23 protein-coding genes are annotated in these 25,152 nt (G+C 33.2%); 12 read left to right on the forward strand and 11 right to left on the reverse strand.

The annotated features are described in order from the left end of the window. The first annotated feature begins 67 nt into the window (after positions 1–67). The 4 genes from ACN0QX_RS03925 to ACN0QX_RS03940 are packed head-to-tail and all read left to right on the forward strand — an operon-like array spanning position 68 to position 4,223. Positions 68–1,993 carry a BatA domain-containing protein gene (locus tag ACN0QX_RS03925; protein ID WP_417195624.1) on the forward strand — a complete coding sequence of 642 codons (1,926 nt, stop codon included), beginning with the start codon at positions 68–70 and terminating at the stop codon, positions 1,991–1,993. Then, a complete protein-coding gene (locus ACN0QX_RS03930) occupies positions 1,990–3,243 on the forward strand; it encodes a dihydroorotase (RefSeq protein WP_417195625.1) in 1,254 nt (417 codons plus the stop codon). Before ACN0QX_RS03925 ends, ACN0QX_RS03930 begins: the two co-directional genes overlap by 4 nt. Then, positions 3,243–3,569, forward strand: a complete 327-nt coding sequence (locus ACN0QX_RS03935) for a DUF4870 domain-containing protein (RefSeq protein ID WP_066247726.1) — start codon at positions 3,243–3,245, stop codon at positions 3,567–3,569. The genes ACN0QX_RS03930 and ACN0QX_RS03935 overlap by 1 nt, the downstream gene beginning before the upstream one ends. Before the next feature lie 12 nt (positions 3,570–3,581). Then, positions 3,582–4,223, forward strand: coding sequence for an alpha/beta hydrolase (locus tag ACN0QX_RS03940; protein ID WP_417195626.1), 642 nt, complete (start codon positions 3,582–3,584; stop codon positions 4,221–4,223). On the opposite strand, the gene ACN0QX_RS03945 is transcribed toward ACN0QX_RS03940, so the two are convergent. Both ACN0QX_RS03945 and ACN0QX_RS03950 read right to left on the reverse strand, forming a co-directional pair. Continuing rightward, positions 4,206–4,721 carry a hydrolase gene (locus tag ACN0QX_RS03945; RefSeq protein WP_248399826.1) on the reverse strand — a complete coding sequence of 172 codons (516 nt, stop codon included), beginning with the start codon at positions 4,719–4,721 and terminating at the stop codon, positions 4,206–4,208. The genes ACN0QX_RS03940 and ACN0QX_RS03945 overlap by 18 nt on opposite strands. Beyond that, positions 4,721–5,482: an MBL fold metallo-hydrolase gene (locus tag ACN0QX_RS03950; RefSeq protein ID WP_248399828.1), complete on the reverse strand. Its 762-nt coding sequence runs from the start codon at positions 5,480–5,482 to the stop codon at positions 4,721–4,723. Before ACN0QX_RS03950 ends, ACN0QX_RS03945 begins: the two co-directional genes overlap by 1 nt. A gap of 91 nt (positions 5,483–5,573) precedes the next feature. Between ACN0QX_RS03950 and ACN0QX_RS03955 the strand changes: the two genes are divergently transcribed. Continuing rightward, positions 5,574–7,034: a TonB-dependent receptor gene (locus tag ACN0QX_RS03955; RefSeq protein ID WP_248399830.1), complete on the forward strand. Its 1,461-nt coding sequence runs from the start codon at positions 5,574–5,576 to the stop codon at positions 7,032–7,034. 12 nt (positions 7,035–7,046) lie between these two features. Further along, positions 7,047–7,586 (forward strand): thioredoxin family protein, encoded by a 540-nt coding sequence (locus ACN0QX_RS03960; protein ID WP_417195627.1) that lies wholly within the window; start codon positions 7,047–7,049, stop codon positions 7,584–7,586. Between the two features lie 82 nt (positions 7,587–7,668). On the opposite strand, the gene bcp is transcribed toward ACN0QX_RS03960, so the two are convergent. Beyond that, complete coding sequence (gene bcp, locus ACN0QX_RS03965) at positions 7,669–8,121, reverse strand: thioredoxin-dependent thiol peroxidase (protein ID WP_248399834.1); 453 nt, start codon at positions 8,119–8,121, stop codon at positions 7,669–7,671. A gap of 41 nt (positions 8,122–8,162) precedes the next feature. Here bcp and ACN0QX_RS03970 point away from each other — a divergent pair, with 41 nt between their 5' ends. Further along, positions 8,163–8,822 (forward strand): endonuclease III domain-containing protein, encoded by a 660-nt coding sequence (locus ACN0QX_RS03970; protein WP_248399836.1) that lies wholly within the window; start codon positions 8,163–8,165, stop codon positions 8,820–8,822. Between the two features lie 86 nt (positions 8,823–8,908). Here ACN0QX_RS03970 and ACN0QX_RS03975 read toward each other — a convergent pair whose 3' ends face one another. Both ACN0QX_RS03975 and ACN0QX_RS03980 read right to left on the reverse strand, forming a co-directional pair. Further along, positions 8,909–9,055 carry a hypothetical protein gene (locus tag ACN0QX_RS03975; protein WP_248399839.1) on the reverse strand — a complete coding sequence of 49 codons (147 nt, stop codon included), beginning with the start codon at positions 9,053–9,055 and terminating at the stop codon, positions 8,909–8,911. Between the two features lie 59 nt (positions 9,056–9,114). Continuing rightward, positions 9,115–9,699, reverse strand: a complete 585-nt coding sequence (locus ACN0QX_RS03980; protein ID WP_248399841.1) for an RNA polymerase sigma factor — start codon at positions 9,697–9,699, stop codon at positions 9,115–9,117. Between the two features lie 237 nt (positions 9,700–9,936). Here ACN0QX_RS03980 and uvrA point away from each other — a divergent pair, with 237 nt between their 5' ends. Beyond that, positions 9,937–12,723: an excinuclease ABC subunit UvrA gene (uvrA, locus tag ACN0QX_RS03985; protein WP_417195628.1), complete on the forward strand. Its 2,787-nt coding sequence runs from the start codon at positions 9,937–9,939 to the stop codon at positions 12,721–12,723. Here uvrA and ACN0QX_RS03990 read toward each other — a convergent pair. Continuing rightward, positions 12,720–13,784, reverse strand: coding sequence for a DUF3667 domain-containing protein (locus tag ACN0QX_RS03990; protein ID WP_417195629.1), 1,065 nt, complete (start codon positions 13,782–13,784; stop codon positions 12,720–12,722). The genes uvrA and ACN0QX_RS03990 overlap by 4 nt on opposite strands. A 168-nt stretch (positions 13,785–13,952) precedes the next feature. On the opposite strand from ACN0QX_RS03990, the gene ACN0QX_RS03995 reads away from it, so the two are divergent. Both ACN0QX_RS03995 and ACN0QX_RS04000 read left to right on the forward strand, forming a co-directional pair. Further along, positions 13,953–14,669 carry a hypothetical protein gene (locus ACN0QX_RS03995; protein ID WP_248399847.1) on the forward strand — a complete coding sequence of 239 codons (717 nt, stop codon included), beginning with the start codon at positions 13,953–13,955 and terminating at the stop codon, positions 14,667–14,669. Between the two features lie 246 nt (positions 14,670–14,915). After that, a complete protein-coding gene (locus ACN0QX_RS04000; RefSeq protein WP_417195630.1) occupies positions 14,916–16,028 on the forward strand; it encodes a hypothetical protein in 1,113 nt (370 codons plus the stop codon). A 49-nt stretch (positions 16,029–16,077) separates the two neighbouring features. Here the strand turns inward: ACN0QX_RS04000 and ACN0QX_RS04005 are convergent, their stop codons facing one another. The 4 genes from ACN0QX_RS04005 to ACN0QX_RS04020 are packed head-to-tail and all read right to left on the reverse strand — an operon-like array spanning position 16,078 to position 21,552. Beyond that, positions 16,078–17,556: a lipopolysaccharide biosynthesis protein gene (locus ACN0QX_RS04005; protein WP_417195631.1), complete on the reverse strand. Its 1,479-nt coding sequence runs from the start codon at positions 17,554–17,556 to the stop codon at positions 16,078–16,080. After that, the gene (locus ACN0QX_RS04010; protein WP_417195632.1) at positions 17,557–18,861 is read right to left on the reverse strand and encodes a glycosyltransferase family 4 protein; all 1,305 of its coding nucleotides are present in this window, start codon (positions 18,859–18,861) and stop codon (positions 17,557–17,559) included. After that, a complete protein-coding gene (locus ACN0QX_RS04015) occupies positions 18,836–21,247 on the reverse strand; it encodes a YfhO family protein (RefSeq protein WP_417195633.1) in 2,412 nt (803 codons plus the stop codon). Before ACN0QX_RS04015 ends, ACN0QX_RS04010 begins: the two co-directional genes overlap by 26 nt. A 29-nt stretch (positions 21,248–21,276) precedes the next feature. Beyond that, positions 21,277–21,552 carry a DUF4834 family protein gene (locus ACN0QX_RS04020; protein WP_248399865.1) on the reverse strand — a complete coding sequence of 92 codons (276 nt, stop codon included), beginning with the start codon at positions 21,550–21,552 and terminating at the stop codon, positions 21,277–21,279. Positions 21,553–21,654: 102 nt separating this feature from the next. On the opposite strand from ACN0QX_RS04020, the gene ACN0QX_RS04025 reads away from it, so the two are divergent. Both ACN0QX_RS04025 and ACN0QX_RS04030 read left to right on the forward strand, forming a co-directional pair. Further along, positions 21,655–22,644, forward strand: coding sequence for a transporter (locus tag ACN0QX_RS04025; protein WP_417195634.1), 990 nt, complete (start codon positions 21,655–21,657; stop codon positions 22,642–22,644). A 14-nt stretch (positions 22,645–22,658) separates the two neighbouring features. Then, the gene (locus tag ACN0QX_RS04030; RefSeq protein WP_417195635.1) at positions 22,659–23,777 is read left to right on the forward strand and encodes a GTP cyclohydrolase; all 1,119 of its coding nucleotides are present in this window, start codon (positions 22,659–22,661) and stop codon (positions 23,775–23,777) included. Between the two features lie 56 nt (positions 23,778–23,833). Here the strand turns inward: ACN0QX_RS04030 and ACN0QX_RS04035 are convergent, their stop codons facing one another. Then, complete coding sequence (locus ACN0QX_RS04035; protein ID WP_248399879.1) at positions 23,834–25,093, reverse strand: aminotransferase class I/II-fold pyridoxal phosphate-dependent enzyme; 1,260 nt, start codon at positions 25,091–25,093, stop codon at positions 23,834–23,836. Between the last annotated feature and the right edge of the window lie 59 nt (positions 25,094–25,152).

Below are 25,152 nucleotides of genomic sequence, written 5' to 3' on the forward strand. Positions count from 1 at the left end.
TTAATTTGTTGTTAAAAGGTTTTCTATTTCGCTGTAAACACTATTTTTGTAGGAAACAAATCAAGGAATGCAGTTTAAACATCCAGAAATACTTTACGCTTTATTTTTGCTACTTATTCCTATTATTGTTCATTTATTTCAATTGCGTAAATTTCAAAAGGAATCCTTTACCAACGTAGCTTTTCTAAAAAAAGTAACACTTCAAACGCGTAAAAGCTCTCAAATAAAAAAGTGGATAACCTTACTAACACGTATGCTACTTTTAGCCTGTGTTATTGTTGCATTCGCACAACCTTTCACCTCTAAAAAAAACACCTTCAATACGACACCAGAAACGGTTATTTATTTAGATAATAGTTTTAGTATGCAAGCCAAAGGTGAAAATGGTGAGCTTTTAAAACGTGCCGTTCAGGAATTAATTGAGAATTTAGATCCAAACGAACCCATATCTTTAGTCACAAATACGGAAGTATTTAAAAACACGACGCTTAAAAGTATTCAGAATGATTTATTGCAAATGGAATATGCACCAAATCAATTACCATATGATGCGGCTGTATTAAAAAGTTCCAAATTATTCAGCAATACAGCTAATTTGAATCGAAACTTGGTGTTTATTTCAGATTTTCAAGAACAAGACAAGGCATTTAGTGTCCATTTGGATTCACTTTACAACATGCATCTTGTTCAATTAAAACCTGTAAACACCCAAAATATTGCTATAGATAGTTTAAGTGTTAATAACGCAACTGCCACGAATACAACACTTCATGTGTTTTTAAAATCTAGTGAAGGTGTGTCAAGAAATGTGCCCATTTCCTTATTTGATGGTGAAAAATTATTAGCTAAAACTACAGTCAATTTAACAGATCAGGCGATTGGCGAGTTTACACTGACAGAAAAAAGTATCTCCAATGGTCAAATTGTTATTGACGATACCAGCTTGCAGTTTGATAATACACTGTATTTTAATATTGATGAACCTTCTGCTATTAACGTGTTAACGATTCAAGAAGATACATCAAGTTCATATTTAGAACGTTTATTTGCTTCCAATGAATTTCAGTTAACCACAACAAGCCTGAATCAATTAAATTATAGTGCTATTGAGAAGCAACAACTCATTGTTTTAAACGAATTAGGATCAATTCCTGGATCTTTAGCAAATTCCTTAACTACTTTTATGAAACAAGGTGGATATGTGGTTATTATTCCAAACTTAACCTCTGAAACAGCTAATTATAATGCCATTTTAGGTTTATACGGCATACAATTACAAAATGCTGTAACCACCGAAAAACGTGTTACACGGATTAATTATTCGCATCCTATTTATAAAAACGTATTTGAAAAGCAGGAATCTAATTTTCAGTATCCAAAAGTAAATACCTTTTTTCCAATACAATCGGCATCAGGCTCCAATGTATTAGCGTTTGAAGATGGCAAACCATTTTTGGTTACCAACAATCAAATAGCCCTTTTTACAGCCGCTTTAAATACAGACAATTCTAACTTTAGTGAATATGATTTAATTGTGCCTACATTTTACAATTTAGCGCGACAGAGTTTACAGAAAGCCCAACTCTACTATACCATTGGTGTTGAAAACAGTTTTGATGTTCCGGTTAATTTGGAACAGGATGGTGTACTATCATTAGAAAATGAAAACGGAAATATGATTCCTATGCAGCAGTATTTTAATGATAAAGTGACAATTACCACCACTGATTTACCAGAAATTGCAGGTGTTTACAGCATAAAAAATAAAACAACCACGATTACCAATGTCAGTTTTAATTATAACAGACAGGAAAGTGATTTAAACTACCAAGATTTAAGTCTATTAAAGAACATTAATATCAGTAATTCTGTTAGTGATATTTTTGAAACTATAAAAAGTGATACGAAAATCAATGCCTTATGGAAATGGTTTATTATTTTTGCATTAGCTTTTATAATTATTGAAATGCTCATCTTAAAATATTTTAAATGAACGTACTCATAAAATCTGCCACAATAATTGATTCTAAAAGCGTTTTTCATAATCAAACGGTCGATATTTTAATTGAAAAAGGAACTATTTCTCAAATAGCTTCAACTATTAAAAACACAAATAACTACAAAGAAATTAAGTTAGATAACCTCCATATTTCCCAAGGATGGTTTGATAGTAGCGTGAGCTTTGGAGAACCGGGTTATGAAGAGCGTGAAACCATTGCTAATGGCCTTAAAACAGCTGCATTTTCTGGATTTACAGCAGTGGCATTAAATGCTAATAGCAACCCTGTAATTGATAGTTTTGCTGATATTTCATTGGTTAAAGCCAAAGCGCAAAACCATGCCGTTTCCCTCTACCCTATTGGTTCTTTAACCAAGGGAGCTTTAGGAGAAAACATGGCTGAATTGTTTGACATGAGTCAAGCTGGAGCTGTTGCCTTCTATGATTACCAGAAACCGATTGAGAATCCCAATCTGATGAAAATTGCGCTACAATATGCCAGTAATTTTGATGGTTTAATTATGTCCTTTCCACAGGAATCTCGTATTTCTCGTTCCGGTGTTATGAATGAACATGTTTCAAGCACACGTTTAGGATTAAATGGAAATCCAGCTTTAGCTGAAGAATTACAAATAGCAAGAGACTTATTTTTGTTAGAATATACAGGAGGCAAATTACATGTTCCAACCATTTCAACGGCCAAATCGGTTGAATTAATTCGCGACGCTAAAAAGAAGAAATTAGATGTCACTTGTAGTGTTGCCATTCATAACTTATACTTTACAGATGATGCACTTGAAACATTTAACACGAACTTTAAGGTGTTACCTCCAATTAGAACACAATCAGATGTTAACGCATTAATAGAAGGTATAAAAGATGGTACTATTGATATGGTAACTTCCGACCATAATCCGATAGATATCGAGCATAAAAAAATAGAATTTGATCATGCAAAATATGGCACAATTGGATTAGAGTCTGCTTTTGGCGCACTACAAACACTATTCACTAACAAGAAAACAATTGCACTTTTAACCAATGGAAAAGAACGATTTGGAATAGAGCCAAGTTCCATTTCAATTGGAGAAAAAGCAAATATAAGCTTGTTTAATCCTGATGAAACCTACACATTTAAGAAAACAAATATCACGTCTACTTCTAAAAACACCATTTTTGAAAATGCCGAATTAAAAGGACAGGTTTATGGCGTAATTTCTAATAATAAAATAATTTTAAAATAATGACAGATCAAACCATACAAGAAGGCAGAACCATGGCTATTGTAGCTTATTTTACGTTCGTTGGTTTAATAATAGCCATCGTTCTTAATATTGATAAAAAGAACCCATTCACATCATTTCATATTAGGCAAATGTTGGGACTGGTAATTATGTTATTGGTTTCTAATATTACCGAAGAATATTTAAGTTCTTGGTTAGGAACCATTTTTTGGGCCATAACTTTTGTTAGTTGGCTGTTTGGGTTGGTTTACGCCATTAAGTCTGAAATGAAACCGATTCCTGTTATTGGTGAAAAATTTCAGGAATGGTTTAGAAATATTAATTAAAAAAAAGACACATTGAATTTACACTATATCACAAGACCCTCATCATTAAAAGAAAATGCACCTTTATTAATTCTATGTCATGGTTATGGCAGTGATGAAAACGATTTGTTTTCCTTTGCATCCGAACTCCCTGAAGAACTGTTTATTATTTCACTTCGTGCACCGCAGGCCATGCAGCCCTATGGGAATGCTTGGTATGCTATAAATTTTGATGCCGAAAAAGGAAAATGGAGCGACGATGATCAAGCCAAGGAATCGCGTGATAAAATCTCCGAATTTATCGATTATGCTTGTAACACCTATCCTGTTAATAAAGATAGCGTGAATTTATTGGGTTTTAGTCAAGGAACCATTTTAAGTTATGCCGTGGCATTAACTTACCCTGAAAAGGTGAAAAATATAATTGCATTAAGTGGTTATATTAACCCAAATATTATTCCAGAAAACCCATTAGGCAAAGATTATTCTAACCTAGATTTTTACTGCTCTCATGGTAGTGCTGACCAAGTAATTCCAGTAGATTGGGCGAGACAAGCACCTAAATTTTTAAATAGTCTGAACATTAAAAATCAGTATGCCGAATTCCCAGTTGGTCATGGTGTAGCACCTCAAAATTTTTACGACTTTAAAAAGTGGTTAATTGAAAGGATATAAGAAGGCTTCCGCTACTTTAAATGTTAGTTGTTCATCTTCAGATAAATCATAGGTAATTAATATTTCACCCCAATATTTTCCATCGGTAAAATTGGCTATAATCCATTTATGGTTTAGTACGCGTATTTGGTCAATCATCATTTTACCACCATTTAGTGCGGGATAAGGAATTAAAGGATGCTCCTCACCTTTTACTAAATTAAGTTCGTATAACTCATCTTTAATAAACGGAATCAGCTCACTTACACGATAACCTCTATCTTCAAAGTAACTTAAAGCAGACTCTGTATTCATTACCGAAAATTCAGATAAGTTTAAAACCTGATCGCGTAACCCCGAAATGGTATCATTATATTTTTGAGCATCGCGTTCAAAATGTGCAACTTTTTTGTCTATGATGCCCTCATAAGAGTCTAAAATACGCTTGGAGTTTACATATTGAAACACCACTAAAAGAAGTGCGAATATAAACAGGTACATAAAAATTTTATTCTTCATTATATGGTAATTTGTAAATTATCGTAAGCTAAAAAAACGTTTTCCGGTAAGGTTTGTTGTACGGCGTCATGAAAACCTAATAAATGACTAATATGTGTTAAATAAGCCCGTTTGGGATTTAAATATGCTATTATTTCCAATGCTTGCTCCAAATTTAAATGGGATGGATGTTCGGTTTCACGCAACGCATTAATCACTAAAACATCTAAGCCTTTTAATTTCTGTAATTCAGAATCTTCAATTGTTTTAATATCCGTTAAATATGCAAAATTTTGAAAACGATATCCAAACACTTGAATATTATAATGCTTGGCATTAATAGGAACAACCTCAATATTGCCTAAAGGAAATGCTTCGTTTTTCACTTCATGTTGTACCACACTTGGTGCACCTGGATATTTATTTTCGGTTGTAAATATATAATCAAAACGCCGTGTTAATTCGCCTAAAACACGTTTATGTGCATAAATTGGAATAGCACCTTGATTAAAAAAATATGGTCTAATATCATCTAATCCGGCCGTATGATCTGCATGTTCATGAGTAAAAATAACCGCATCAATTTTTGTGCATTTGGCGCGTAACATTTGCTGTCTAAAATCCGGCCCACAATCAATGACATAGGTATAACTATCCCATTCTACTAGAACAGAAACACGTAAGCGTTTATCTTTTGGGTTTGTACTTAAACATACTGGATTTGTACTTCCTATAACAGGAATTCCTTGAGATGTCCCAGTACCTAAAAATGTAATTTTCAATCGTATTTATTTTGAAACAAAAATAGGGTTAATTTTTTGTTTGACCACCCGTTTTAATACCTTTGTCACTTATAATTAACTGAAATTCCCAATGGAAATTAGCTTAAAAGGTGATAAAGAGTTTGATGAAATACCGTCATTAAACACCAAAGCACTCCGTATAAATTTAAATGAAAATATTTACGGAACATTTGCTGAAATTGGCGCTGGTCAAGAAACCGTGCGTCAGTTTTTTAGAGCTGGTGGAGCTTCTGGCACAATTGCTAAAGCCATGTCTGCTTATGATAAGGATTTTAGTGATGCCATTTATGGCATAGAAACCGATGGTCGTTATGTTACTGAAGCGCGTTTATTAAAAATGTTATATCATGAAATTGATTTAATGGAAAAACGCTTACCTCGTGATAAGCACCCTAATAAACTATTCTTTTCCTATGCCAATACGGTTGCTACAATAGATTTTGCTAAAAAATACAAAGGTCATGGTTGGGTAGGTATTCGTTATCAAATTGATCCCGATGAGCATGAGTATAACGAAATTTCATTGCATTTACGGTTTAAAGAAAACGACGCGCGTTTACAACAAGAAACACTGGGTATTTTAGGCACCAATTTAATTTATGGTGCTTTTTATAAGCATAATGAACCTAAAAAATTGCTCCGTTATTTATACGATCATTTAGATAAGGATCAATTAGAAATTGATACCATTAACTTTTCTGGTCCTGCATTTAAGGATGTGGATAACCGATTAATGAGTTTGCAATTAGTAAAAAATGGCATGACGGATGCCGTTATGTTTGCACCAGATGGTAATAATGTATTGCCAGCACGTGTACTTTATAAGAAGAATATTTTAGCATTGCGTGGTAGTTTCAGACCTGTTACAAAAGTAAATATAGACATGTTTGAGAAATCTCACGCCATGTTTTTAAAAGAAAATAAAGTAGACCCTAATAAAACACAGGTTGTTTTTGAAATTACCCTATCTAATTTACGTGCAGAAGGTGAAATTGATGAGCAAGATTTTATGGATCGGGCCAAATTACTATGTTCATTAGGACACACGGTTTTAATTTCTAATTTCCAAGAGTATTATAAATTAGTAGAATATTTTTCACAATATACCAAGAGCCGTATGGGTTTAGCGATGGGTGTCAATAATTTGGTTGATATTTTTGACGAGAAATATTACCGCCATTTAAGTGGTGGTATTTTGGAAGCTTTTGGAAAATTGTTTTTCAAAGATTTACGTGTTTACCTCTACCCTATGCAAGATGAAAATGGCGAACTTACCAATAGTGAAAACTTAAAAGTACATCCACGTATGAAAGAACTTTATAAGTTTTTCAAGTATAATGGTAAAGTTGTGGATATTACAGATTATGACAGTTCTGTTTTAAACGTGTTTTCAAGAAATGTTCTTAAAAAAATATCAGATGGTGAAGAAGGTTGGGAAACCATGTTGCCAGAAGGTGTTTCCAGATTAATTAAAGAAAAAAGTCTGTTTGGTTGTGAAACAGAAGAAATGATTCACCCAGATGATATATAAAAATTCATTTATATGAGCCATAAATTAATAGTAATTCTGTTTTTCTGTTTTGGTATTTTCTTTACGTGTAAAGCACAAGATGTGTCATCTGAAGCTGAAACAACTCCAAAAGATTTAGTTGGTGAAATTTCTAGATCTGAATTGGTTAGTAATTCCGTGTTTAATCTATGGTTTTCTGATAATTTCGAAAATTATCAATTAGATAGCCAGACTATAGAAATGCTAAAGCGTATTCCAACTAAAAATTTAAGTTTTAAAATAATTATGGGCACTTGGTGTAGCGATAGTCAGCGTGATGTTCCGCGATTTGCTAGAATATTGGATGAATTACATATATCTGAAAACACCATTGATTACTACGCGTTAGATGCTAATAAACTATCACCTTCCAAAATTGAAGAAACGTATCAAGTAAGTCACGTTCCTACTTTTATTATTTATAAAAATGGTGTGGAATTAAATCGGATTGTTGAAATGTCTATTCGGACTTTAGAAGAAGACTTACTTATTATTCTTACAACTAATGACTATCAGCATATTTATGCGGATTAGTCCGTTTTAGCTTATGATTTTGAATAAAAATCATTCTTATATAATTTTAATAAAAGCGACCTAACAGGTCGCTTTTTAATTTTTAACCCAAAATCTGATCCGTATGCGCTTTGGTTTTTACCTTGGTAATAACATCTTCAATTAGTCCTTTTTCATCAATAATAAATGTGGTTCTATGAATGCCATCATATTCCTTGCCCATAAATTTCTTGGGTCCCCAAACGCCATAGGCTTCAATAACGGCTTTATCTTCATCGGCTAATAAGGGATAGGGAAAATCGTATTTATTTTTAAAATTTGATTGTCTTTTTGCGCTATCTGCACTAACGCCTAAAATATCATAACCTGCCTTTTGAAAACGGCTATAATTATCACTTAAATTACAAGCCTCCGCTGTACAACCTGGCGTGCTGGCTTTTGGATAGAAAAATAACACAAGTTTTTTACCTTTATAATCACTTAAAGAAATGCTATTTCCATCTTGGTCTTTTGCTGTAAAATCTGGTGCTTTATCTCCGGGTTTTAAATTTGTCATAGTATCTTTGTTTAAAATCAATTTCTGTAAAAATACAACTTATGACCAAGCAAGAAAAGGTAGATTTCGTTATAAAAACGTTAAAGGAACTGTATCCAACTATTCCAGTGCCTTTAGACCATAAAGATCCATATACCTTGCTGATTGCCGTTTTAATGTCGGCTCAAAGTACCGATGTTCGAGTTAACAAAATTACACCACTCCTTTTTGCAAAAGCCGATAATCCGTATGATATGATAAAACTTTCGGTTGAGGAAATCAGAGAAATTATCAAGCCTGTCGGCTTATCGCCCATGAAAAGTAAAGGAATCTATGGCTTATCTCATATATTAATTGATAAACATAATGGTGAAGTTCCGAGAACCTATGAAGAGCTTGAGGAGCTGCCTGCTGTTGGTCATAAAACAGCTGCTGTGGTATTATCGCAAGCGTTTGGTATTCCAGCGTTTCCAGTGGATACACATATTCATAGACTTATGTATCGTTGGGGATTTACCAATGGTAAAAATGTGGTACAAACCGAAAAAGATGCCAAACGTTTATTTCCCGAGGAACTTTGGAACGATTTGCATTTACAGATAATTTGGTATGGCAGGGACTATTCACCTGCTCGTGGTTGGGATTTAGACAAAGATATTATTACTAAAACAATAGGCAGAAAAACGGTGTTGAATGATTACTACTCTAAAAACAAAAAATAGAATATAGATCATTGAAAAAAAAAGATTGCTGCCTCTGCAGAAATGTAAAAAAAAAGTCCTGAGACTAATCAGGACTTTTTCAAAGTTTAGTTGAGAAGCGCTTCAAACTTCATCTTATTACAATTTATAACACTTAAAGCCTTCGAATAATCAAGAAGAAATTTTACAGTTTCCTCTTTTGGGTTTAAATTAACTTGATTTTGAGGTTTCTTTTGAGAGTAAAGTTTTGCCATTAAAATTCATTTTTTTTGGTTTATACTCTACTTAACGCAACAAGTTAAAATATATTGTATCAATTAGTTAAAACTATATTATGTTTATCTATTATCTTTCTCATATTGATTAGTGCGTAACGCATTCTTCCTAAAGCTGTATTGATGCTAACACCTGTTTTTTCTGATATTTCTTTAAAACTCATGTCGTTATACATACGCATCATTAATACTTCTTTTTGATCTTCAGGTAATTCTTCAATCACACGACGCACATCATGTTCCACTTGGTCTTTAATTAAACTTCTTTCTGCATCTAAAGTACTATCACTTAAAACGGAAAAAATATTAAAATCACCCGTATTACTAAATTTAGGCATACGGTTGTTTTTTCGGAAATGGTCTATCACCAAATTATGAGAAATACGCATAACCCAAGGTAAAAACTTCCCTTCCTCATTGTATTTACCCATTTTTAAAGTTTTAATAACTTTTATAAAGGTATCCTGAAAAATATCATCGGCAATATCCCGATCATAAACTTTTGAATAAATAAAACTGAAAATACGTTGTTTATGCCTATTGATTAAGACCTCAATAGCTTGCTCATTTCCCTGTATATAACTGGTAACCAAGGTAGCATCCGTGATAAGATTGTTTTGCATAATCATTACTTTTATACCAGAAAAAATCTGGTTTGGGGTTAAAAAGATATTATAAAGTAATGTTAAACGTATAGGCTACTCTTGTGATTTTTAGGTTTATAGAACCCAAATATAACAACATATCTTTTAAAAAAACAAACTTATTTTCATTTTTCACTAAAATAATTTGCAATACATTCTATTTTTTAATGGTATTTTGTTGTAGTATCTTTGCACAATTAATTCTGCCAATAGCTTATGAATACTAATATTTCCGAAGTCAACCCTAAAGAAAACATCATCATTAAGGGTGCTAAACTGCACAATTTAAAAAATATTGATGTCGTTATTCCTCGGAATAAATTGGTGGTAATTACAGGATTATCAGGATCCGGTAAATCAAGTTTAGCTTTTGATACACTTTATGCCGAAGGGCAAAGACGTTATGTAGAAAGCTTATCTAGTTATGCCAGACAGTTTTTGGGTCGTTTAAATAAGCCTAAAGTAGACTATATTAAAGGTATTGCGCCAGCTATTGCCATAGAGCAGAAAGTAAATTCTACCAATCCTCGCTCTACTGTTGGAACAACAACGGAAATTTATGATTATTTAAAATTACTGTTTGCTAGAATTGGTAAAACCTATTCGCCTAAATCTGGTAAAGAGGTTAAAAAAGATACCGTTGCTGATGTTTTAAACCATATTAAAGCCTTTCCTGAAGGTGAAAAACTCCTCCTTCTCGCTCCTATTTTTTTGGAAAAAGACAGAACATTAACCGATAAATTAAAAGTACTTAATCAACAAGGTTACGCCAGAATTAAAGTGAATGACTCTGTGGTGAGAATTGATGAGGCTTTTGATATAAATGAAAAACCGGAAAATATCTATTTGGTTGTAGATCGTGTCATTACCAAAAACGAAGAAGATTTTTACAACCGATTAGCAGATGCTATTGAAACGGCCTTTTTTGAAGGAAAAGGGAATTGTTATATTGAATCACTTTCCACAAATACACAAGAACATTTTAGTAATAAATTTGAATTAGATGGTATTGATTTTTTAGAACCAAATGTTCATTTATTTAGTTTCAATAATCCGTATGGTGCTTGTCCAACCTGTGAGGGTTATGGCGATGTCATTGGAATTGATGAAGATTTGGTTATTCCAAATACGGGTTTATCCATTTATGAAAGCGCTGTATTTGCATGGCGCGGAGATAGTATGAGTTGGTATAAAGATCAGCTGGTTAATAATTCGCACAAATTCGATTTCCCTATACATAAACCTTATTATGATTTAACGCCTGACCAAAAACAATTAGTTTGGGATGGTAATGAATATTTTGAAGGCTTAAATAGCTTTTTTGCCGAATTAGAATCCAAAGCCTACAAAATTCAAAATCGGGTAATGCTTTCTAGATATCGTGGAAAAACAAAGTGTAAAACCTGTAAAGGAAAACGTTTACGTCCTGAAGCCGATTTTGTAAAAATTAGCAATGCCACCATTACCGATTTGGTAGACATGCCTTTGGATTCGTTAGCCGATTTCTTTAAAAACCTCGAATTAAATGTGCACGATACTCAAATAGCAAAGCGTTTATTAAAAGAAATAAACAACCGATTAAGTTTTTTGGATAATGTGGGCTTAAGTTATTTAACCCTCAACCGAAAATCCAATACACTTTCAGGTGGTGAAAGTCAGCGAATTAATTTAGCTACCAGTTTAGGAAGTAGTTTGGTTGGTTCCATGTACATTTTAGATGAGCCTAGTATTGGTTTACACCCAAAAGATACCGAACGTTTAATTGATGTTTTAAAAGCTTTGCGCGATTTAGGTAATACCGTAATTGTAGTAGAACATGATGAAGATATCATGCAAGCTGCAGATGAAATTATAGATATTGGCCCTGAAGCAGGCACATTTGGTGGTAACGTGGTTGCCACTGGAACGTTTCAGGATATTTTAAAATCGTCGTCTTTAACGGCACAATATTTAAATGGTGATTTGGAAATTAAAGTTCCTGAAAAAAGACGCACGTCTAAATATGCGGTTGAAATTATTGGCGCCAAAGAAAACAATTTAAAAAACATTGATGTCACACTCCCGCTTGGTATGCTAACCGTTGTAACAGGCGTTTCTGGAAGTGGAAAAAGTACACTGATTAAAAAAATTGTGTATCCTGCTTTACAAAAGAAAATAACGGACTTTGGTGATAAACCAGGGCAATTTTCGGAATTAAAAGGAAATTTCAATAATGTAAAGCATATTGAATTTGTAGATCAAAACCCTATAGGAAGATCGTCACGTTCAAATCCGGTGACTTACATCAAGGCTTATGATGATATTCGCGCGCTTTTTGCGAGTCAGAAATTAAGTAACATTCGGAATTACCAACCCAAGCATTTTAGTTTTAATGTAGATGGTGGTCGTTGTGAAACCTGCAAAGGTGAAGGTGAAGTGACTATTGAAATGCAATTTATGGCAGATGTGCATTTAACCTGTGAAACTTGTAATGGAAAACGCTTTAAGAAAGAAGTATTAGAAGTTCTATTTGAAGGCAAATCTATTGATGATATATTAAACCTAACTATTGATGATGCCATTGATTTTTTCACGAAGACCGAACAGAAAAAAATTCAAACAAAACTACAACCCTTACAAGATGTTGGTTTGGGTTATGTAACACTAGGACAAAGCTCCTCTACCCTTTCTGGTGGTGAGGCTCAACGCATAAAATTAGCTACATTTTTAGGAAAAGGTAGTAAAAGTGATCAAGCCTTATTCATTTTTGATGAACCCACAACAGGTCTGCACTTTCATGATATTCAAAAATTACTAAAATCTTTTTATGCCTTAATTGAAAAAGGCCATTCCATAATTGTAATTGAACATAATCTAGAATTGATTAAATGTGCCGATTATATTATTGATTTAGGACCAGAAGGTGGTGAACGTGGTGGTTATCTTATTGCTGAAGGTACGCCAGAAGAATTAGTTAAAAATAAAAAATCTATTACGGGTAAATACCTTAAAGAAAAGCTTTAATAATACAAAAAAGCAAAAAACCCTAAGAAAAAAGTTATTGGAAATAATAAAGTGAAAAATATAAAAACAATTACGTTACACTTTATAAAACTCAAAAACCACCCTTGCTTATAAAACCGCTTTAATGCAATAAAAAGGTATATAAATGTGGATAACATAACCAAAAAGGTCAACCAACCAGGGAATCCTTCCCAAATAAAATTACAAAGTAAAAGAATACTAAACACCGTGAACAAATACGCAAAGAAGTAAAAACTAAAAACCAAGTGAATAGCGTACGTGCCTTTTTTAAAATAGAAAAGTTTAAGTAAGAGTGCAAAAATTGGCAGTAGGAAAAACATAGCAAACGGAAGCGTATCATAAAAGCGTTTTAATATAGAACCACCACTTTTAGTTTTAAAAAACTTGAGCGCTTGCTCATAAGAACGTTTTTTTAAATATCCAGCATCTTCCTCTAGTCCCATGTGCTTATAAATGGTTTCATTGGATGCGCCTACTCTAATTAATGAATCAATTTCTGTTTGATTAAAACCAAAATTAAACACTGGCTTTGTGCTCTCTCCTTTGTTTATAATAGAATCTAAATTTTTAAGTTCTTTATTTGAAATGCCCATTTTTTCATGTTTTTCTAAATAGGGTTTCATATAATTTTCAAGTTGTAAAGAATCTACAGGTTTTAATGTTAAAGAATCCACTACCACTTTAGCTTGATCAAAACTTTTCTCCATAGATGTATCAATGGTTTCTGCTTGTTCATTAGCAACAAATGAGAACAAGAAGAAAAATACAACCGACATAAACAAATACAATTGTGCCGGATGTAAATACAGCAGTCGTTTGCCTTCCAAAAAACGTTGGGCTAAATAGCCCGGATTAAACATTAAGGGGATAAAACTTTTAAAGAATCTAGCATCTACTGAAAAGTAGTTACTTATAGTATTACTAAATAATACACCTAACGTAATGTTATCTTTAGATTTTTGCCCACAATTAGGACAGAACTTATAGTCCTCATTAAAAGATTCTTCACAGTTTTTACAGGTGTATTTTGTAGTTGGCATATATGAAAAAGTTGGTACAGATAAAAGTAAATAAATTATTCGTCTTTAACACCTATATATATTTCTGAATGTCAGCAAGTTATTATTTTGGCACGACAATTGAGTACTATTTATAACATAGCGAAAGCCGAAAAGCTTATGAGTAGGCATAATCAAAATCCTAATACGATGAAAAAACAAGTACTTTTAATTACAGCTTTGTTAATAGGATTAACAACTGTAACAGCAAACACAAATCGGTCTGTTTCTACAGCTGATGATTTAGTAATTTTGAACCCTAGCTATGCGCAGCCAATTATTTTTATAGAACGTGGCATTGAATTCATGATTTTTCCAAATGGTAGTTTTGACTTCAATACAAATGCGAATTCACAGGCAAGTCACTTTGAAAGTAATTATTACTACCGGAGTTCAACACATACAAAACGTGGTTCTGTAAATATTACCTATGGTGCACCTGCAACCAATAACCGCGTACGATATGCAGCTCCAAGAAATCAAGGTGTCATTGTAACGCATGATGCCAACGGACAAGTAAGACGAATTGGGAATGTATTTATTAATTACGACCGCAACGGAAAAATTAAACGTGCTGGCTCAATCTATATGAGTTATAACCGAAATGGCTTGTTAAAACAAGTAGGCGGATTACATATTAATTATAACCATTGGGGCGAAATTATTAGTCAACATGGTTTTGTAAGTCCATTTAGTAATATGTGTCACCTATGTGGTATATATGGTTGTACTATAAATCATGGCTCTACAAATACACATTCTGATTATAATTATAATGACCATAATTCAGAAGATTTCTATTACTACAGAAAAGACAAAACAAATAATTCTAAAATAAAAACGCAGCCATTAAAGCGGAAAAGATAAGTTTTAGTTAGTTAGTTAGTTAGTTAGTTAGTTAGTGAAAAATCCCAAGTAATCCGAAAACGATTATTTGGGATTTTTGTTTTTTCTTGAGTTGTTCAATTAGTAGAAATTACAAACACCAACCTTTCAATTTTAAAGCTCTAATTAAATTTTAATTTATTGAATATCAACAACATACTAATTGTGCAAGTATTTTGGCACGTTGTTTGTTTTATTACATATGAGTTTAATTAATACACAACAATTATGAAACAGTTAGCATTTTTACTTTCGATACTATTTGTGTCAAGTACAGCAGTCATGGCCAATACAAACGATATACCAGACCAAAAACCTTATGAAATAAACAATAGCGGATTTGGTAATGGGAATAATTTCATTTTTGTTGAAGGCGGAATCGAGTTTTCGTTATTTCCGGATGGGCAATTTGATTTTCATATGCCGAATTACACGAATAATGTGAATGTAACCGTTAATACACCCAATGTAAGCATTAGTTTTAATACAGGTTATGATTATAATGGCTTTGTACAATACGATGAGTTTGGTGCCATAATTCAAATTGAACATGTTCCTGTTTATTATGATTATTACGGTCGTGTAACTCGTGTTGGAGATGTAAACATGCGCTACAATAGTTTTGGTTATTTGGTGAGTGTTGGCGGTATGTATGTTCATTATAATAGATATAACCAATTCACGTACTGTACAGGTTTTATCAACCCTTATAACCGCATTTATGTGTATAGACCTTGGCACAGGTATTACCGCGTTCCGGCTTATGATTATTGCGTAGTTTATAAAAGGCCATACAGACAGCATTACACACCTGTTCGTTATAGTTATTCTACACCCTTCACCAATAATTACAGACGTACGAGTGCCGTTGCTAGTCGAAGAGGCAATACCATAACTAGGCGTTCCGAATTAGCAACAAGAACACCAAATAGACGTGGAAACTCGGTTTCACAACAAGCTCCTAGAAGTAGAAATAATGCGGTGCAGCAATCGCCTAGAAGTCGAGCTAATGAGACTTCCGCTAGAGGAAATACAAACGCAAGGCGTTCTAATACCTTGAAAACAAATGGTAATGCACGAAGTAAAACCGAAGCAAGCTCAAAACCTAGAACTCGTAGCAATAGTAAGGCAAGTACAAGAACTAACAATAGAAAAGTTTCTGCGTACGGCTCAAGGGAAAACAGTTCAAGGAAAAGTACTAGCTCTAGAACCCAATCTAAACGGGTAAATAAAAAAAATCAGACATATAAAAAACCAACGGCTCCTAAATCTCGTACATATAGTAAAGAAAGAAAAACTACTAGTAATTCCAGACAATCGGACACTAGTCGAAGAAGATAAAAATTTTGGTTGGTTAGTAAGAAAGTCCTGCGATTTGTATGCCTCAAAGCTACATCGTGGGATTTTCTCTTTTAATACGTTTGATGATGTTATTGATGAGCTGGGTAATATCTTCAGAAAAATGCATAGTATAAACAACCGTTCCATAAAAGGCAGTTATTAAAAAAGATTTTAATCCTATATTAATTATGGGGTGCCATGGAAAATCCCAGAAATAAAATATACCTAGACTCACAAGTAAGAGAACTAAAACTTTAACGGTATTCCAGGTAAATGGTTGCATTTTCAATTTAACATTTACAAACCATAGTTTTGCAATATTGTACAATAATATAGCTAAAAAAGTTGCAAAAGCAGCGCCATTTATGCCATATATAGGAATAAACACCATGTTTAAAAGAACGGTTAGTACAGCTAAAAATACACCCAAAACAAGAACCATTCGGTAATAATCACTATTAAATAAAATAGCATTGTTATTCCCTAATAAACTATCGGTTAGTTTAGAGAGACTTATTATAAAAACAACCAGAATTCCATCCGCATAGTTTTCATTAATGAAATTATATAATTCATTAATATTTAAGATAATAAGCAGGAAAATAAACCCACTAATTATAAATAAACTCAACGAGCTTTTTTTGTATAATTTATCTAACTCTGTTCTGTTTCTTTCATTCAAAAATTTAGCCGTTAGCGGACTAATTATCTGATGCATAGAGCGGCTAGGTACACCAATTACGGACGCAATATAAATAGCTACACCATAGTAAGCCACATATTCAATAGCTACATATCTATTCAACATAAACTTATCCACTTCCAAAATAACATTAGCAACGGAACCTGCTATAATTATAAGTGAAGTATATTTTAAAACAGATGAAAGATTTGGGATTTTAACCATGTTAAAGGACGGAAACCGCAAACTAAACGCGTATAACTTCATGATAACCACACGAATAATATAAATACCTGTTATACTATAAATAAGTTGCTCAACATCTATAAAACCAAGATACAAGCAGAACAATAAAATCATGGTTCCAGCTCTATGAAAAACTTCCTTCATAAAATTTCCAAAAACACTTTGCATTTGCACTCGAGACCAAGCATAAAACACTTCAAAATAAGAAAAGGCAACGGCCGAAATAAAAATGAGCCAAACATAATCTACAACTATGACATTTGTTCCAGCTAACCATGTGCTAATACCATTAAAAGCAAAAAAACCAATAATGGCTGTGGGAATAATAATTGCTAATGGTAAAAACAACATGAGTATTAAAAATCCATTCTGTCTTTGTCGCGTTTTATAAGTTGAATAGAATTTTATAAGCGTATTGTGGACGCCAAATGCTAAAATAGGCATCATAACATTGGCTGTAGAAAAGATATAAGTAATTAAACCGAAATATTCGTCACTTATAAATTCAGTAAATAAAAACAACACATTTATGGCACCCAATCCAAAACCTAGATAGGTGATAATTGTATTTTTTATAGACTGACTGGTTACGATTCCCATTTAAAATAATTCGGATAATGATTTGGTTAATGCTTTTCTACTATATTTTTGTAATCCAATTCCATGCGCTTGTAAACTTCCTCTTTTAAACGAATCATAATGCAATTCTATTTGCATCTTTAAAGCGTTATAATCATCATATTTAAAATAGCTACCTGTATTCGTTTCTTTTAAAATAGATGCTACGTCTGATCCTTCAGGACCTATTGCAATTGTAGGTCTTTCGGAAACCATATATTCAAATAGTTTCCCAGGAATTATACAACGTGTATCCGGCGAATCTATTTCAATTAACAACAATACTTGTGAGTTTTTTTGAAATCTAACTGCTTCTTCGTGTGATACATAACCAACTTCATTTATATAATGACTTAAGCCATACGAATCTATAGATTGCAACACATCTTCACTCACAAAACCGACTAAATTCAATTTGAAGTCTGTTGCGAAATTTGGTTTTTCAGCAATCAAATCGCTTAAGGCCTGCCATAATATTTCCGGATTTCGTTTGGATAATAAGGAACCAATATGCGCCAATGTAAATTGCGCATCCAATTCAGATTTGGCTACATGATTAACATCATAGCCATTTGTAATTACCGAAATTGGCTGGTTTGTTTTTTCTTCAAATTCTGCTTTGGTAACATAACTTGTTACTATAATGCGATTGGCAGTTCTTAAAACATCTTGCTCTAATTTCTTATGCTTGTTTTCAGCACCTTTAGTAAGCTTTAATTGTTTATGGTAGCCAATGGTTGTCCAAGGATCTCGGAAGTCCGCTAGCCAAGTTAAGTGTAGTTTCCTTTTTAGTTCCAAACCAATTAAATGTAAACTATGTGGTGGACCTGTTGTTATAATGGTGTCTATCCCTTCTGCTTTAATATAACTAGATAAATAGGCTACAGAAGGTTTCACCCAACGCTTCCGCGCATCTGGAATAAAGAAATTACCACGAATAAAAAGTAAAGCTTGCTCTAAAGCTGTTTGTTTATTATCATTGGTAATAATGCCTTTGCTGATTGTTGTTGTTTTCTTTTTTGAAAACAAACCAGCTAATTTATAAGGTTCTGAAATAGGTTGTTTAATGATGGTTACCGAATCAGGAATTTCGGATAGTAAGCTATCATCAACAATGGGATAATTAGGATTTTCTGGAATATATACTACAGGCTCTATATTAAAATCTGGTAAGTATTTTACAAATTTTAACCAACGCTGCACACCTGGACCTCCTGCTGGTGGCCAATAGTATGTAACGATAAGAACCTTTTTGCGCACACTAGTCTGTTTTTCGTTTAAATCCATATAACAAACCACCTAAACATAATAATACAAAAACAACAGAACTTGCTAAAGCAATAGTGCTACCTGTTTGTATTACTTCTGGTTCAAACTTAAATTCAATTGTATGTTTTCCGGCCGGAATATTCATGGCGCGTAGTACATAATTAACACGTGTATATGGCATTAATTCGCCATCTATATAGGCATTCCAACCATGATTATAATATATTTCAGAAAACACAGCAAAACCATCTACAGCGGATTCCGATTGGTATTTAATATAGTTTGGTTTATATATTTCTACTTGAATCTTTGCCGATGAATCTATAGGAAATGTTTTGCTTTCTAATCCTTTCATCGAGGTAATTGCAATTTGCTTCGTATTTAAACTATCAAGCTTTAATATTTCAAAATTCGGATCATTAACCTGTTCTAAACTGCGAATAAACCAAGCGTTTCCATTGGCATCCGTATTTGTGTATGGGAATATATTATCATCATCATCTTGTGCTATAATATACTTGGCATTTAGCATATTCAACACATTAATGTTGTTTTGCGAAATATGAAAATCATACAATTCATTAAAACGCTTCAACTTAGCAGCGTGGTAGCCTGAAATTGAATTATGGAAATACGACGCTCTTGCGCCACCTGATGTTAAATCTAAAACTCTAAAATGTTCAGGGTCTTTCAAAATCGCTAAATCCGCAGCATTAGCTTGATACGGCTTGTTTACTTGAACGGATGAAACAAAATTATCATTATTTACATAGCGTCTATCTACTCCAACCAAATCGAAAACTATTAAACCTGCAAAAATGAATATGACTATTTTTTCAGATAGTTTCTCCTTAATAAACATAAAAATCGTTCCTGCTGAAAGTAACACTAAAATTAAGGTTCGTAAGGTGTCTTGTGTGAAAAATGCTTTTCTGTCTTTTATAACAGCATCAATAAATTGAGGGCCATAATTCTGACGGTACAACCCATCATTAGCACCAACAAAATTAAATAAAGACGATTTAAAGAGTAAAAATACCACAGCTAATCCCGCAGTAATCATAGCCGTATATTTTAAAGCATTTAGCTTTTCTTCTTGTTTTTCAAGTGGATTAAATAACCGTACCAACCCGAAAATAGCTAATATTGGAATACACAATTCTAAAATAACTTGAATAGAACTTACTGCTCTAAACTTATTATACATAGGTACAAAATCAATAAAGAAATCGGTTAAAAATCCGAGATTCTTCCCATAGGATAATAATAGTGATAATACGGTTCCGCCAACTAACCACCATTTCAAGCGGCCTTTCACTAAAAACAAGGCCAGAACAAACAAAAATATAACCACTGCTCCAACATATGCTGGTGCTTCAACTATGGTTTGATCTCCCCAATATGTTGGCGTTTGTTTAACTTCTTGCATAGCCTGAAGTGGCGTGGCACCAAGAGTAAGGTAAAAATCATAAGTAGCGGAATCTTTCCCGACGTCTTCATAACTTCCACCACCTAAAAATCGAGGAATATATAAATTAAAAGTTTCTAAAAGTCCGTAGCTGTATTCTGTTATGTAAGCTTTATCTAAACCAGTTGTAACTTCTTTAGGCGAACCATCAGGATTAATGGTTAAATCACTTTGACTACGCGTACTTTCTGCCGCATATTCTTGGGTAGCAAGGATATTGGTAGCATTTAATCCAATAGCCAAAATCACAGCAGCTAACAAGATGCCCACAGATTTAAAATAATGAGGTAACATTTTTTTCTTATACGCATCTACCAAATATGCAATACCAATTACCAGCACTAAAAACATCAAATAATAGGTCATTTGAAAGTGATTGGCTACCAACTCTAAAGCCATAGCAACAGCAGTTAATAAAAACCCTGCAATGTATTGTTTCCGAAATGTGAGAATGATGCCGCTTAAAACTAAAGGCATGTAGGCAATAGCGTGTGCTTTACTATTATGGCCCACTCCTAATATAATAATTAAATAGGTGGAAAAACCAAAAGCCAAGGCACCTAAAGCTGCTAATTTGAAGTCGACCTTTAATGTCAATAACAATATGTAAAACCCTATAAAATAGAGAAATAAGTAATCGGCTGGTCTGGGTAAAAAGCGTAAGGTTAAATCGAGCTGTTTAATGTAATTATGAGGATATTTTGCACCTAATTGATACGTTGGCATACCACCAAAAGCACTATTAGTCCAATATGTTTCGTCTCCAGTGTCTGCTTTAAAGTCCTTTTGCTGTTTGGACATACCAATATACTGCTTTATATCGCTTTGGTAAATTTCTTTACCTTTTAAAACAGGACTAAAATAAGCTAATGAAATACAAATAAAGCCTACTAAAACAAGAATATGAGGCAGGCATTTTTTTATTGAAAATTGCATGAAATTGGATTAATCAATGAAGGCGAAAATTAATCAATTTCTTCGTAATCTACATATTCGCCAACGTTTTTATTTGAAGTATTTGATTGAGGAACTTTATCAATAACCGTTTCACCTTCCTTTTTAGTAGGTTCTTGCGGTTGTCTCTGATTAAATTGTTGTCCGAATTTTGCTTCCGCTTTTTTAGCTACATAGCGCATTAATGCAGGTGCAAACAAACGCGATAAAATTTTCATCCCGTACCAAACTAATAATATGATTAAAATTGTTTTAATTAAGCCCATAAATGATGCGTGTTGAAGCATATCACTAAATTTTTACAAAAATACAATTCTTACTATTTAAATTACCTCTTAAATACTTAAAAAAAATATAAAATATCTATATTTGAAATCAAACAAAAACTTATGAAATCAATTAAAGCCTATTTATTTCTACTTGTTTCGTTTACAACAGGTTATTCGTACGCGCAATATACCGAAGTTATAAATTCCAACAGACCTGGTGTTTCAAGAAGTGCATTTTCCGTAGGAACTAATGTGGTTCAGTTTGAAGTTGGCCCTTATATTTTAAATGAAAACCACAACCTTTTAAACCGAGAAGACAAAAGCTTTGGTGCTGATTTTGCCGTTCGCTATGGCTTTTTATTCCCACAGTTAGAAGTTAATGTGGAAGGGACCTTTCAATCTACTAACAGAAGTTATTCAGGTATTGTTACTAACGACGAAACCCTTAGCAATTTTAAAACACTAACGGTTGGTGCTAAATATTTGGTATACGATCCATATAAAAATGCCGGTGAAGAGAAACCAAATTTAAGAAGTTGGAAGGCTAATAATAAATTCAAATGGAAGCAATTAATTCCAGCGGTTGCCGTTTATGCAGGTGCCAATTTTGATGCTAAAGACAATCCGTTTACTGCTGCAGGTGTAGAAGGCTTTAGTCCAAAAGTTATGGTGGGAACGCAAAACAACTTTTCAAGCGGATGGGTATTTGTTACCAATTTTATTTTAGATAGAATAGGAACAGATCAGTCTGATTTCTCATTTATTTTAACCCTAACCAAATCTATAACAGACCAATGGGTTCTATTTGGTGAAACGCAAGGTATAAGCAGTGATTTTTATGCAGATAATTTAATTCGTTTTGGTGGAGCTTATTTATGGAGTAAAAATTTCCAACTTGATACCGCTTTAACTTTTAATACAAAAGACACGCCTACTGTATTTGGCGTTACTATTGGCGCATCCTACCGATTAGATTTTCATAAAGACAAAGAAGGAAAAGACGGTACATCAGCCGATGAAGAGTTGGAGCGTCGAGAGAATAAAGCGCGAGGTAAAAATAAAAACAAACGCGAAAAAGAAGATACTGATTTTGATGAAGGTTTAAATTAGATGCTGAAAGCCATATGATACAATTACACGAGGTAAAAAACAAAAAAGAGTTAAAACGTTTCGTAACATTTCCATTTTCATTATACAAAGATTCAAAATATTGGGTGCCTCCCATTATATCTGATGAAGTTGGTACATTAAGTGCCGATAAAAACCCAGCCTTTCTTCATGCAGATGCGCGCTTTTTTTTAGCTTATAAAAATAATGAAATTGTTGGTCGTATAGCCACTATTGTGAATTGGACAGAAGTCAACGAACAGAAAGTTAAAAAAATGCGTTTCGGTTGGTTTGATATTATTGATGATATTGAAGTATCCAAGGTCTTATTAGATAAAGTGGCCGAAATAGGCAAACAGCATAATCTTGATTATATGGAAGGACCTGTTGGTTTTTCTAATTTAGATAAAAATGGTGCCTTAACCGAAGGTTTTGATCATATTGGAACTATGGCAACTTGGTATAACCATCCCTATTATATTGATCATTTTAATCAATTGGGTTTTGAAAGGGAAAAAGAATACATAGAAAGTAAATTCGCTTTTAAAAATTTACCAATAGAACGTTTTGTTAGAGCAAACGACATCATTTTAAAGCGTTTTAAATTAAAAGCTGGCAGTTACACGAAAACCAATGAAATAATACCACACCTAGATAGTATGTTTGATTTGTTTAATCAATCCTATTCTAAACTATCATCATTTGTTCCAATTTCTAATCCACAGCGCGATTATTTTAAAAAGAAATTTATCAACTTTATCAATCCCGAATATATAAAATTTGTATTTGATGAACATGATAAAATGGTAGCCTTCGCCATCGTTTTACCATCATTTTCGGAAGCTTTACAAGAAGCAAAAGGTAAATTATTTCCATTTGGATTTTTGAAACTATTAAAAGCGAAAAAATCCAGTAAAACAGCTTTGTTCTATTTAATTGGTGTGGATGAGCAGTATCAAAATAAAGGTGTAACGGCTATTATTTTTAATGAATTTCATAAATCGTTTACAAAATTTGGCGTTGAAACTTGTATCCGACTACCGGAATTAGCGGATAATCATGCATCACATCAAATATGGAAAGATTTTGACACCAAGATTATTAAACGACGTAAGACTTTTAGGAAAGCATTATAAAAAAAGGCCGGTTTTAAATTAAAATCGGCCTTTTTGGTTATGTTATATTTATTGAATTACTTTTCCATAGCAGCAGTAACTGCAGCAGATAAACGCTTATAGGTTCCGTTTTCTAAACGGGTTCTAATCGCATCAAAAGCATCCAACGTAACTCTTACATCTTCCAACGTATGTGTTGCAGTTGGAATCATTCGTAGTAAAATTAATCCTTTAGGAATCACTGGATATACAACGATAGAACAGAAAATACCATAGTTTTCACGCAAGTCTTTTACTAATGCCATAGCTTCAGGAATACTTCCTTTTAGGTAAACTGGTGTTACACAACTTTGGGTTGTTCCAATATCAAAACCACGTTCTTTTAATCCAGATTGTAGCGCATCAACAATTTTCCAAAGGTTTTGCTTTAATTCTGGCATGGTACGTAACATGTCCAAACGTTTTAAAGCACCAACTACTAACTGCATTTGCAATGATTTCGCAAACATTTGCGAACGTAAGTTGTATTTTAAGTAATCTATAATTTCTTTATCAGCCGCAATAAAAGCACCAGTACTTGCCATAGATTTTGCAAAGGTTGCAAAATAAACATCTATACCATCCTGAACGCCCTGCTCCTCACCTGCTCCAGCTCCAGTAGCACCAAGTGTACCGAATCCGTGTGCATCATCCACAAAGAATCTGAAATTATATTTTTTCTTTAATTCTACGATTTCCTTCAAACGACCTTGCTCACCACGCATACCAAAAACACCTTCTGAAATCACTAAAATTCCACCGCCAGTTTGTTCTGCCATTTTAGTAGCACGCTCCAAGTTTTTCTCTAAACTTTCAACGTCATTGTGCTTGTATGTAAAACGTTTACCCATATGCAAGCGCACACCGTCAATAATACAGGCGTGAGCATCCACATCATAAACAATTATATCATCTTTAGATACCAAAGCATCAATAGTTGATACCATTCCTTGGTACCCAAAATTTAATAAGTAAGCCGCTTCTTTATCAACAAAAGCTGCTAATTCATTTTGTAGTGTTTCATGAAGTTCCGTGTGACCGGACATCATACGTGCACCCATTGGATATGCAGAACCATAAGCTGCACCAGCTTCAGCATCTACTTTACGAACTTCCGGGTGGTTAGCTAAACCTAAATAATCGTTTATACTCCATGTTACCACTTCTTTTCCTCGGAATTTCATACGATTAGAAATTTCACCTTCTAATTTTGGGAATACGAAATAACCTTCGGCATGGGAAGCCCATTTTCCTAGAGGCCCTTTATCTCTGTATATTTTATCAAATAAATCTCTCATAAAGCTATTAATCTAGTTAGATGATGCAAAATTAGATATTTAAAATTTCACAACATAAT

This window comes from Bizionia sp. (assembly GCF_048259285.1).
Taxonomy (GTDB): domain Bacteria; phylum Bacteroidota; class Bacteroidia; order Flavobacteriales; family Flavobacteriaceae; genus Algorimicrobium; species Algorimicrobium hallyeonense.

Bases quoted from the DNA above. Each gene is read 5' to 3' on its own strand.
- ACN0QX_RS03925 (WP_417195624.1), top strand. From the start codon at position 68: ATGCAGTTTAAACATCCAGAAATACTTTACGCTTTATTTTTGCTACTT.
- ACN0QX_RS03930 (WP_417195625.1), top strand. From the start codon at position 1,990: ATGAACGTACTCATAAAATCTGCCACAATAATTGATTCTAAAAGCGTT.
- ACN0QX_RS03935 (WP_066247726.1), top strand. From the start codon at position 3,243: ATGACAGATCAAACCATACAAGAAGGCAGAACCATGGCTATTGTAGCT.
- ACN0QX_RS03945 (WP_248399826.1), bottom strand. From the start codon at position 4,721: ATGAAGAATAAAATTTTTATGTACCTGTTTATATTCGCACTTCTTTTA.
- ACN0QX_RS03955 (WP_248399830.1), top strand. From the start codon at position 5,574: ATGGAAATTAGCTTAAAAGGTGATAAAGAGTTTGATGAAATACCGTCA.
- ACN0QX_RS03960 (WP_417195627.1), top strand. From the start codon at position 7,047: ATGAGCCATAAATTAATAGTAATTCTGTTTTTCTGTTTTGGTATTTTC.
- bcp (WP_248399834.1), bottom strand. From the start codon at position 8,121: ATGACAAATTTAAAACCCGGAGATAAAGCACCAGATTTTACAGCAAAA.
- ACN0QX_RS03970 (WP_248399836.1), top strand. From the start codon at position 8,163: ATGACCAAGCAAGAAAAGGTAGATTTCGTTATAAAAACGTTAAAGGAA.
- ACN0QX_RS03975 (WP_248399839.1), bottom strand. From the start codon at position 9,055: ATGGCAAAACTTTACTCTCAAAAGAAACCTCAAAATCAAGTTAATTTA.
- ACN0QX_RS03980 (WP_248399841.1), bottom strand. From the start codon at position 9,699: ATGCAAAACAATCTTATCACGGATGCTACCTTGGTTACCAGTTATATA.
- uvrA (WP_417195628.1), top strand. From the start codon at position 9,937: ATGAATACTAATATTTCCGAAGTCAACCCTAAAGAAAACATCATCATT.
- ACN0QX_RS03990 (WP_417195629.1), bottom strand. From the start codon at position 13,784: ATGCCAACTACAAAATACACCTGTAAAAACTGTGAAGAATCTTTTAAT.
- ACN0QX_RS03995 (WP_248399847.1), top strand. From the start codon at position 13,953: ATGAAAAAACAAGTACTTTTAATTACAGCTTTGTTAATAGGATTAACA.
- ACN0QX_RS04000 (WP_417195630.1), top strand. From the start codon at position 14,916: ATGAAACAGTTAGCATTTTTACTTTCGATACTATTTGTGTCAAGTACA.
- ACN0QX_RS04005 (WP_417195631.1), bottom strand. From the start codon at position 17,556: ATGGGAATCGTAACCAGTCAGTCTATAAAAAATACAATTATCACCTAT.
- ACN0QX_RS04010 (WP_417195632.1), bottom strand. From the start codon at position 18,861: ATGGATTTAAACGAAAAACAGACTAGTGTGCGCAAAAAGGTTCTTATC.
- ACN0QX_RS04015 (WP_417195633.1), bottom strand. From the start codon at position 21,247: ATGCAATTTTCAATAAAAAAATGCCTGCCTCATATTCTTGTTTTAGTA.
- ACN0QX_RS04020 (WP_248399865.1), bottom strand. From the start codon at position 21,552: ATGCTTCAACACGCATCATTTATGGGCTTAATTAAAACAATTTTAATC.
- ACN0QX_RS04025 (WP_417195634.1), top strand. From the start codon at position 21,655: ATGAAATCAATTAAAGCCTATTTATTTCTACTTGTTTCGTTTACAACA.
- ACN0QX_RS04030 (WP_417195635.1), top strand. From the start codon at position 22,659: ATGATACAATTACACGAGGTAAAAAACAAAAAAGAGTTAAAACGTTTC.
- ACN0QX_RS04035 (WP_248399879.1), bottom strand. From the start codon at position 25,093: ATGAGAGATTTATTTGATAAAATATACAGAGATAAAGGGCCTCTAGGA.